The organism is Bacillus sp. JJ1503, from assembly GCF_036965125.1.
Taxonomy (GTDB): domain Bacteria; phylum Bacillota; class Bacilli; order Bacillales; family Cytobacillaceae; genus Cytobacillus.
This window is the reverse complement of the sequence record NZ_JBALOZ010000032.1, coordinates 1-9,732: the sequence shown is the minus strand read 5'-3', so window position 1 is coordinate 9,732 and position 9,732 is coordinate 1. Positions and strand designations below refer to the sequence as shown.

The 9,732-nt window shown below is 41.8% G+C and carries 9 protein-coding genes; all 9 read left to right on the top strand.

The features are described 5' to 3' along the window. Positions 1-423: 423 nt before the first annotated feature. A complete protein-coding gene (rho, locus tag V7149_RS03415) occupies positions 424-1,692 on the top strand; it encodes a transcription termination factor Rho (protein WP_438824044.1) in 1,269 nt (422 codons plus the stop codon). 302 nt (positions 1,693-1,994) lie between these two features. After that, on the top strand, positions 1,995-2,204 hold the full coding sequence (gene rpmE / locus V7149_RS03410; RefSeq protein WP_315669110.1) for a 50S ribosomal protein L31: 210 nt from the start codon (positions 1,995-1,997) through the stop codon (positions 2,202-2,204). A gap of 96 nt (positions 2,205-2,300) precedes the next feature. Further along, positions 2,301-2,918, top strand: coding sequence for a thymidine kinase (locus V7149_RS03405; RefSeq protein ID WP_335344253.1), 618 nt, complete (start codon positions 2,301-2,303; stop codon positions 2,916-2,918). Positions 2,919-3,165: 247 nt separating this feature from the next. After that, complete coding sequence (locus tag V7149_RS03400) at positions 3,166-3,609, top strand: hypothetical protein (protein ID WP_335344252.1); 444 nt, start codon at positions 3,166-3,168, stop codon at positions 3,607-3,609. Positions 3,610-3,976: 367 nt separating this feature from the next. Further along, positions 3,977-4,954, top strand: coding sequence for a DMT family transporter (locus tag V7149_RS03395; RefSeq protein ID WP_335344251.1), 978 nt, complete (start codon positions 3,977-3,979; stop codon positions 4,952-4,954). Between the two features lie 75 nt (positions 4,955-5,029). Continuing rightward, positions 5,030-5,683 carry a GntR family transcriptional regulator gene (locus V7149_RS03390; protein WP_335344250.1) on the top strand — a complete coding sequence of 218 codons (654 nt, stop codon included), beginning with the start codon at positions 5,030-5,032 and terminating at the stop codon, positions 5,681-5,683. 379 nt (positions 5,684-6,062) lie between these two features. Next, on the top strand, positions 6,063-7,430 hold the full coding sequence (glyA, locus tag V7149_RS03385) for a serine hydroxymethyltransferase (RefSeq protein WP_335344249.1): 1,368 nt from the start codon (positions 6,063-6,065) through the stop codon (positions 7,428-7,430). Between the two features lie 228 nt (positions 7,431-7,658). Then, complete coding sequence (gene prfA, locus V7149_RS03380; RefSeq protein WP_335344248.1) at positions 7,659-8,732, top strand: peptide chain release factor 1; 1,074 nt, start codon at positions 7,659-7,661, stop codon at positions 8,730-8,732. Further along, a complete protein-coding gene (prmC, locus tag V7149_RS03375) occupies positions 8,725-9,597 on the top strand; it encodes a peptide chain release factor N(5)-glutamine methyltransferase (RefSeq protein ID WP_335344247.1) in 873 nt (290 codons plus the stop codon). Before prfA ends, prmC begins: the two co-directional genes overlap by 8 nt. Positions 9,598-9,732: the final 135 nt, after the last annotated feature.

Here is a 9,732-nt window from a genome sequence, read left to right as displayed (position 1 = left end):
CCGTTAATCTGCGATAATATCTTCAGAATGCTAGTTCATTCCATTGGGAAGTCACATTCCCAAGCTAAAAATGAAGAGGATAAAGAAGTAAAAAGGTCTGGCCATGAATTTGCCAGGCCGAATCCTCTTATTTCCTGCCAAAATTGACTTGTTTCCTAATTGTAAATAAAATATAGTTAATACAGGCCCCTATGGGGAGTGCTTTTAAGTTTTTCCAATAAAGCTGCCTCAAAAAAATAACCTTTCAAAGTTGTAGGATTAAATGGGCTCCTTTTTTGATTTATCCTCAAGTTTAATTATATATAATACTAGTTTTAGTTTTACCTCAATCATATTTTTCCCGTTTTATTTTATTGTTTCTTAAGTTGACGGATTTCAATTTTTTAGGGGAAGAGTTTGAAAAAATAAAAGTGTGGTGTCATTATGGGATTAAATATATCCAGTTTAGAAAATATGAAGTTAAAAGAGCTTTATGAGCTTGCCCGTGAATATAAAGTTTCTTATTACAGCAAATTAACAAAGAAAGAATTAATTTTTGCGATTTTAAAGGCGAGAGCAGAGAAGGAAGGATACTTCTTTATGGAAGGTGTCCTGGAAATTATCCAATCAGAGGGCTTTGGATTTTTAAGGCCGATCAATTATTCACCAAGCTCTGAGGATATTTATATTTCGGCTTCGCAAATCCGCCGTTTTGACTTAAGGAATGGGGATAAGGTTTCTGGAAAAGTTCGTCCTCCGAAAGAGAATGAACGGTATTTTGGCTTGCTTCAAGTAGAACTTGTTAATGGGGACGACCCGGAAACCGCGAAGGAGCGCGTGCATTTCCCTGCTTTAACGCCGTTATATCCAGACAGCCACATGAAGCTGGAAACAACGCAAAGGCATCTTTCTACGAGAATTATGGACGTGCTGGCACCAGTTGGATTTGGACAGCGTGGTTTAATTGTCGCTCCGCCTAAAGCAGGTAAAACGATGCTTTTAAAAGAAATTGCTAATAGCATTACAACGAACCATCCTGAAGTGGAGCTTATCGTCCTTTTAATTGATGAGCGCCCGGAAGAGGTAACTGATATTGAACGCTCTGTTGCGGGAGATGTTGTGAGCTCAACCTTTGATGAGGTTCCTGAAAATCATATTAAAGTGGCGGAGCTTGTCCTTGAACGTGCGATGCGCCTAGTCGAGCATAAGCGCGATGTTGTGATCCTAATGGATAGTATTACGAGATTGGCAAGGGCCTATAACCTTGTTATTCCGCCGAGCGGCAGAACGCTGTCAGGGGGGATTGACCCGGCAGCCTTCCACCGTCCAAAACGTTTCTTCGGTGCGGCGCGTAATATTGAAGAAGGCGGCAGCTTAACCATATTAGCAACTGCTCTTGTCGATACAGGCTCCAGAATGGACGATGTTATTTACGAGGAATTTAAAGGGACTGGGAATATGGAGCTTCATCTTGATCGTTCACTTGCTGAAAGAAGAATCTTCCCAGCGATTGATATCCGCCGTTCCGGAACGCGTAAAGAAGAGCTTCTTATCCAGAAGGAACAGCTGGACATGCTTTGGGCGATTCGAAAATCCATGTCAGACTCACCAGATTTTGCTGAGAAGTTCTTGCGCAAGCTAAGACAGACGAAATCAAATGAAGACTTTTTTGCAAATCTGGCAGAAGAAATGAAGTCGAAGCGTTCTCACTAGTAGAGGATCCTCTTTGGATGGAAAAATTGGAAACAAGTCATTAGTTTCCAGATTCTTCTTAGGAAGAGTGGGAAATTGGAAACAAAGCCGATAAGCTTCCCCAATTTCCACCGAAAAGAGTGAAAAAGGGGAAACATTTAGTGGATAATTTTTCTCTCTTTATATAGGAAATCAAATATTGCAAAATGGGGTTGACCTTGTTATAATAATTCCAGTGTGCTTTAGATTATACGGTCATCTAATTTGACCCGTAATATATAACTCTGTCTCAGTATGATTCAGGGCGGAAGGAGATGAAAAGAATGAAAGCAGGAATTCATCCAAATTACAATAAAGCAATCGTTAAATGTGCATGTGGTAATGAATTTGAAACGGGTTCTGTTCAAAAGGAAATCCGTGTTGAAACTTGTTCTGAATGCCATCCATTCTACACAGGTCGTCAAAAATTCGCTGAAGCTGGCGGACGTGTTGACCGTTTCAACAAAAAATACGGCATTAAGCAACAACAATAATAAAAAAACCAAAACAGGCAAGTTTTCTTTCTTGCCTGTTTTTTATTTCAATTTTACAGCATAATTTGCACTGTTTTTAAGGAGGAGAGGCCTTCTATGTATGTCATGAAGCATCATGGATGGGTAGAGGTGATTTGCGGGAGCATGTTCTCTGGAAAATCCGAAGAACTGATTCGCCGGGTACGCAGAGTGCAATTTGCGAAACAGCAAATTGTCGTGTTTAAACCGCAAATAGATAACCGCTATAGTGAAGAAGCGGTCGTTTCCCATAATGGGACAGCCTTTACAGCTATACCGATTTCAAATTCTACAGAGATTTTCAAACATATTCACTCTGATATCGATGTCATTGCTATTGATGAGGTTCAATTTTTTGACTCGGAAATTGTAAAGGTGATTCAGCATCTAGCGAATAGCGGCCATCGTGTCATTGCAGCAGGCCTCGATCAGGATTTCCGCGGCGAGCCCTTCGGCCAAATGCCAGATCTTATGGCCATTGCCGAATTAGTGACAAAGCTCCAAGCGGTCTGTGCGGTTTGCGGCTCACCAGCCAGCCGTACGCAAAGATTAATTAACGGGGAGCCCGCTTCCTATGATGATCCTGTTATTTTGGTTGGTGCTTCTGAAGCATATGAAGCACGGTGCCGGCATCATCATGAAGTGCCAAAGTCACCCAAAATTCTGGGTGAAGAGCAGGCAACACAGCTTTTATAAAATACTTAACACTGTCTGAAGAGATTCAGGCAGTTTTTTTTGTTTATGGAGAAGGCGGTGGCGGATATATGGTTCAAAGTGGCGGATATCCTGATGGAACTGGCGGATATTCTGCCAAAGTAGCGGATATATTGGCAGATCTAGCGAATATCCTGGCTTTGGCAAATTTTTAGAGGGGAATTTTTGGCTGAAATTGGGCGGTGGAATCTCCGGTATAGTGGACATGCTATAGATGGAGGTGTAAGTGATGAAAAGATGGTTTGTTATAATTATGCTTCTTGTATTGACGGCGGGCTGTACGAATTTTAATCGTGGAGTCGAAAAGCTTTACGGTCCGAATGAGGATCAAGATGGGTTTAGAAATGTTTCTACCCGAAATGATGATCAGGACTATAATACGAGGGCTTGGACAATGGATGAACAAAATCCTAATTTTCCTAATACGACAGGAACGAATAGGGTAAATCAGCAGTCAGAAATTAATCAAGCGCGCCAGGTCATCGATGCCATAGATGGCTACCGTTCTGGTCCCGTATGGATAAACGGTGATGATATGTGGGTCACGGCTTATAAAAAAGGCATGCTGTCTGATAGCCAAAGAACGAAGGAAGCGTCTAATCTCCGAAAAAAGCTAGAAAATGCGTTGCCTCGCTATCATATTGAAATAAAAATTCAAGAAGATCGAAGGTAAAATGCCTTGCTGTTGCAGCAGGGTATTTTTTGTTGTGGATTGTCATCTTGGCGGACACCAGTTCCGTTATCTGTGACAAAACGGGTTAATTCCTTATGTATACGGACAGAGGTTCCTTTATTTTGTAAAAAAGCAGTGATATTCTAGCGCTTTTATGTAAATAACGTCCTTAGTGTCCGCAAAGCCCCTTGAATAAGGTCTTTTAATGAAAATAGCGGATTGTATGTCCGTAAGTTTTTTCAACTATCGAGATTTATACAAAAAAATCTCCCTCAATCTTTTAAAAAAGAGTTGATAAAAAACCAAAATGCGATATATTAGTTATATGAATTTAACATAATATTTCAAATTTTGGGGAGAGAACATCATGCGGCCGATCATAATAGGTATCTTTGCAGCATTCTTTTTTGCCTTTACATTCGTTTTGAATCGATCAATGGAGCTATCAGGGGGAAGCTGGATTTGGAGTGCTTCGTTACGATATATATTTATGGTGCCATTTCTTATTGCTATTGTCGTGATCAGGAGGAATTTAAAGCCACTTTTGATTGAAATGAAAAAGAATCCGGGCGCCTGGCTTCTATGGAGTTTGATCGGATTTGGACTTTTCTACGCCCCTATAAGCTTTGCGGCGGCCTATGGACCAGGATGGCTGATTGCCGGAACATGGCAAGTGACGATCATATCGGGCTCACTTCTCGCTCCATTATTTTTCGAAACAAAACAAACACGGAACGGCCCTATTAAAGTAAGAGGGAAAATTCCGCTTATCGGTCTGTCGATGTCATTGATCATACTTCTAGGTGTTGCATTCATGCAGCTAGAGCAAGCAAGCAATCTTTCTGGAAATATGCTCTTGTTAGGGGTGGTGCCGGTCATTATTGCCTCATTTGCCTATCCATTAGGGAACCGGAAAATGATGGAGGTTTGCGGAAATCGGTTAGATGCTTATCAGCGGGTGCTAGGGATGACATTAGCAAGCCTGCCGTTCTGGCTGCTTTTATCTTTATATGGAGTTGCAACTGTTGGGCTGCCAAGCACGGGACAAACCTTTCAATCACTTCTAGTTGCATTGTTTTCTGGAGTGATTGCTACAGTACTTTTTTTCAAGGCAACGGATTTAGTAAAAGGGGATATGCAGAAGCTAGGAGCCGTGGAAGCAACGCAATCATTTGAAGTTTTATTTGCCGTAGCGGGTGAGATGCTCATTTTATCAGCACCTGTTCCTTCGTTTATTTCTTGGATCGGCATTCTATTGGTCATTGCAGGATTGGTTCTGCACAGCTATGTTTCCAACAGGGAAAAACCGTTAAAGGTACCGGCGATAAGATATAAATCTAGCTAAGCAAAAACTCATAAGGATGCCTTTGCCCGTCATGCTTAAATTGACAGACAAATACAAGGTTGATATATTGGTTTTATGAAGATAATTAAAACGATTGCACGCCCTGCTTTAAGAGATCAAGTATATGAGTCATTGAAGAAAGCCATTGTGACATTGGAATTAGAGCCTGGCCAGCGGATTATGGATAAGGATTTAGCCACACAGTTTGGTGTTAGCAGAACGCCTGTGAGGGAAGCACTCAAAAGGCTGGAGGATGAAGGCCTTGTTGAATCATTGCCTGGCTCGCAAACTCGAATTACGGAAATTCATTTGGAGGAGGCGAAAAGCGCGTTTACCGTTGTTGCAGCCCTGCATGGGTTAGCTGCACGTCTGGCAGTACCGTCTATTACGGAAGAAGATATTCAACTAATGGAAGAAAGCAATGCTCAGTTAAAAAGGGCATTAGAAAATAAAGATGTTTTAGATGCAGTGGAAGCAGACGACCAATTTCATGCGATTCTGTTATTAGCTTCCGGGAATCAGGAAATAAGCCTGGCATTAGAAAGAATTATGTCGAAGGTTCGGAGACTGGAATTTTCAAAGTTTAGTTCTCTTGATGGAATGAAATCGATTGCGGAGCACGATGAAATCATTTCTGCCTGCCGAACTAAAAATGCAAGCCTAGCCAGTTCACTGTTAGAAGAAAATTGGCTGAGTCTAGGAAGGTTATTAGTCGGAGATGCGGAATAAAGTGAATGATGCACTTTTTGAGTATAACAGCCGTTATACTCTTTTTATTTTGCTTTTTTTAAAGAGATTAAATTTTTCTAGGTCATTAACGGGTTACTCCAGATTTAAAGGACATACTTTATTTAATTCTTGCATTTCGTGTCCTATAAATCATTTTAGTCATTCACTTAAAATCAGAAATAAATATTAGAAAAAATAAAATAGTCAGAAAAATGTCATTGACTGTTTGAACGATATGCGATATATTGGTTTTGGGCTTGGATTTCCCAATTAAATAATATGTTCCAATGCAGCTCTGAGTTTTCATACGATAATCAGTCAGAATGTTGTGCTTTTTGTAAAGGGATTGAACTAGATTACAAATTTAGGAGGAACGGCAATGACTTCACTTACCACAACGGCAATGACTTCACTTACCACAACGGCTGGAAATTATGATGTTCATGACTCAAAGGTATTAGATTGGGCAAAGGATATTATTGAAAAAAGCTCTTCTGCGAGATTAATCCAGAAGGAAATTATTGATGCTGTCGACCGGAATGCCATTTGGAGAGGGCAGGAGTGTCTTAATTTATTGGCCCCTGAGGCGCCGACAAGCCCAACTGTAAGGCAATTATTAGCTTCTGAAGTGGGAACAAGAGCGGCTGAGGGTCATATTGGACCAACACAAAGATGGTTTTCCGGAACGAAATATATAGATGAAATTGAATCATTATGTGTGGAATTGCTGAAAAAGGTATTTAATAGTAATTATGCAGATCATCGCCTCGTGGCCAGTATGATTGGGAATATGACGGTTTATGCTGCGTTAACGAAGCCTGGGGACAATATTTTAACAATTGCTCAGCCGTTTGGCGGACATTCCAGTAATCGTTACGATGGACCTGCGGGAATTCGCGGTTTGAACATTTACGATGTTCCGATGGATCCTGTTGATCTAGTTGTAAATATCGATGAGTTTGCCAAGGTGGCGAGGGAGGTAAAGCCTAAGCTCGTGACTCTCGGTGCGTCCATGACACTGTTCCCATTCCCGCTGAAGGAAATGTCTGATATTGTGAGCGAATGGGGCGGGAAAATATTCTTCGATGGAGCCCATCAGCTCGGCCTTATCGGTGGCGGACAATTCCAAGATCCATTAAACGAGGGTGCCTGTGTTATGACAGGCTCAGCTGGAAAAACATTCAGCGGACCACAGAGCGGAATTATTGTCTGGAATGATCCTGAGCTAACGAAGCCAATTTGCGATACGATTTTCCCAGCACTTGCTGCCACTCACCAAGTGAACCGTGTAGCAGCATTGGCGGCATCAGCAGCTGAATTCCTGGCATTTGGGAAGGAATATATGGCGCAAATTGTGGCCAATGCCAAGGCGCTGGCAAAAGCATTGCATGAGCGAGGCATTACAGTACTAGGAGCTCATAAAGGTTTTACCGAAACTCATCAAGTTATTTTGGATGTAAAACAGTTCGGTGGCGGGCTTGATGTGGCTCATAAACTGGCAAAAGCGAATATCATTACGAATAAAAATCTGATTCCAAGTGATAAACCTGAGGATTGGGATTTTCCAAGCGGCTTGCGCATTGGAACGATTGAAATTACCCGCCTTGGCATGAAGGAAGCGGAGATGGAGATCATCGCAGACTATATTGTCAGTGTGCTTGAGGATCGGGATACGGTTGAGAATGTTCGCAAACAAGTCATTGATATGCGTTCTGCCTACCAAAAAATCCATTACTGCTTTGATTAATATCGCATAAAATATTTTCCAAAGAGGTTATCGTTCTTGAAACGGTAGCCTTTTCTATTTCTTTTTCCAAATTATTTTTGACCTCATCTTTCACCTATACTATAATTAGAATGTTATGGACTTTATTGGTGAATAAGCGTGAATCGCTGCTTTTAGCGTAAACGTATTGAATAGATATAGCTCGGAAATAATACTCCGAAGTGTTATGGAAATTAGAGGTGAAATGCTGTGTTTGATCGTCTTCAATCTGTAGAGGACCGCTATGAAAGATTAAATGAGCTTTTAAGTGATCCGGAAATTGTTAATGATCCAAAAAAATTGCGCGAATACTCGAAGGAACAGTCAGATATTCAAGAGACTGTTGAAGCTTATCGTGAATATAAGGATGTTCGTGAGCAATATCAAGATGCGAAAGCCATGCTTGATGAAAAGCTAGATGCGGAAATGCGTGAAATGGTAAAGGAAGAGCTTGATGAGCTGGAAGAAAAGGTCGAGGAATTAGAAGCTCGTTTAAAGATTCTTTTAATCCCGAAAGATCCGAACGATGATAAAAACGTCATTATGGAAATCCGTGGAGCAGCAGGCGGAGATGAAGCTGCCTTGTTTGCTGGTGATTTATACCGCATGTACAGCCGTTTTGCTGAGACACAAGGCTGGAAAACGGAAGTCATTGAAACGCACTCAACTGGAGTGGGCGGCTACAAGGAAATCATTTTTATGATTAACGGAAACGGCGCTTATTCAAAATTAAAGTTTGAAAATGGCGCCCACCGCGTACAGCGTGTGCCAGAAACAGAATCTGGCGGTCGTATCCACACATCTACGTCAACAGTTGCTGTTTTACCAGAGGCAGAGGAAGTAGAAATCGAAATTCATGATAAAGATGTTCGTGTTGATACATTTGCATCAAGCGGACCAGGTGGACAGAGTGTTAACACCACAATGTCAGCTGTTCGTTTAACACATATTCCAACAGGTACAGTTGTTTCCTGCCAGGATGAAAAATCGCAAATTAAGAATAAAGAAAAAGCCATGAAAGTTTTACGTGCGCGTGTTTATGATAAATTCCAACGGGAAGCACAGGCTGAGTATGATCAGGCCCGTAAATCCGCAGTTGGTACCGGAGACCGTTCTGAGCGTATCCGTACGTACAACTTCCCGCAAAATCGTGTAACAGACCACCGCATTGGATTAACGATCCAAAAGCTTGACCAAATTCTTTCAGGAAAATTGGATGAAGTGATTGATGCGTTAATCGTTGAAGAACAGTCAGCTAAGCTGGAAAGTGCATCAAATGAGTAATCAAGCTATGAAAGTCTATGAAGCCCTCCAGTGGGCTTCTTCTTTTTTAAAAGAAAAAAATCGAGATGACAATGCGGGAGAAATATTATTGCAGCATTATATGAGAATGGACCGGTCAAAATTTTTAGCTAGCCTGCGTGAAGAGGTGGAGGCGCAGGTTTTCGAGGCATTTAAGAAGGCGGTGCTTCTTCATAGTGAGGGCAGGCCCGTTCAATATATTATTGGTTTCGAGTCCTTTTATGGGCGGGATTTTAAAGTGAATGAGGATGTTCTGATTCCTCGTCCGGAAACGGAGGAACTTGTTTATCATACGCTGCAGCGAATCGGGAAACTTTTTGGAATGCAGAAGGGTCTTAAATTGGCGGATATCGGGACGGGGAGCGGCGCTATTGCCGTCACGTTAAAGCTTGAGAACCCTGAATTAGCTGTAACCGCGACAGATATTTATGGACCGACTCTGCTTTTAGCGGAGGAAAATGCCCATCACCTTGGTGCGAATGTTCGTTTTATCCAAGGAGATCTACTGAAGCCCTTTATCGAGAGTGGCGAGCGGTTTGATATTGTTCTTTCCAACCCTCCGTATATTCCGGATGGCGATATTGAATGGATGTCAGAGGTTGTAACTGAGCACGAGCCGCACCGGGCACTGTTTGCTGGAGTTGATGGTCTGAATATTTATAAAAGGCTAGCGGAAGAGCTCCCGCTTGTTGCCCGCGAACAGGCGTTAATTGGTTTTGAGGTAGGGGCTGGTCAAAGTGAAGCTGTTGCTAGTCTGCTAAAACAAGCCTTTCCTCAAGCAAAAGTGGAGACGGTTTATGATATTAACGGGAAGGACCGAATGGTATTTGCGGAGGTTGGATTTTAGGAAAATGGGTGCTCCCATTGTTAGTGTTTCTTTGATTTCGAGCCCAAAATGCTTGTCATGAAGACTTCATAGTGAGTGTTTCTGTCAGTCCAAGATCAAAACGCTCGTCATGAAGCCTTCATAGTGAGTGTTTCT